A 325-nucleotide genomic window follows, 5' to 3' on the forward strand; every position below is an offset into this window, starting at 1 on the left:
ACCTAAAGATGATGAAATCCTTATTAAAGTCGGTGGCAGTGCTATGAATCCTGTAGATACTTATTTTCGTAAAGGAATGCGTCCTGTTCCTTCCTTCCCTCATATCCCACATTTTGATTTAGGGGGAGTAGTGGAAAGTATCGGTGCAAATGTTCAAAATATTCAACCTGGGTCCCGTGTCTGGGCTACAAACATAAGTGGGACAGCTACAGAATACTTAACTGCAAAGGCAGAAGATGTTTTCACTTTACCTGATAATATTTCTGAAATCGAAGGTGCTGCAATTGCTATGCCTTTTGCTACTGCTCATCTATCACTTCATTAT

The 325-nt window shown here is 40.0% G+C and carries 1 protein-coding gene; it reads left to right on the forward strand.

All coding sequences use genetic code 11. The features are described 5' to 3' along the window. A partial coding sequence (locus AOA62_RS03365) for an alcohol dehydrogenase catalytic domain-containing protein (protein WP_158235115.1) occupies nt 1-325 on the forward strand: 325 nt, incomplete at both ends.

Origin of the sequence: Pseudomonas sp. 2995-3 (genome assembly GCF_002742565.1) — a bacterium.
GTDB classification, from domain to species: Bacteria; Pseudomonadota; Gammaproteobacteria; order Pseudomonadales; family Pseudomonadaceae; genus Aquipseudomonas; species Aquipseudomonas edaphica.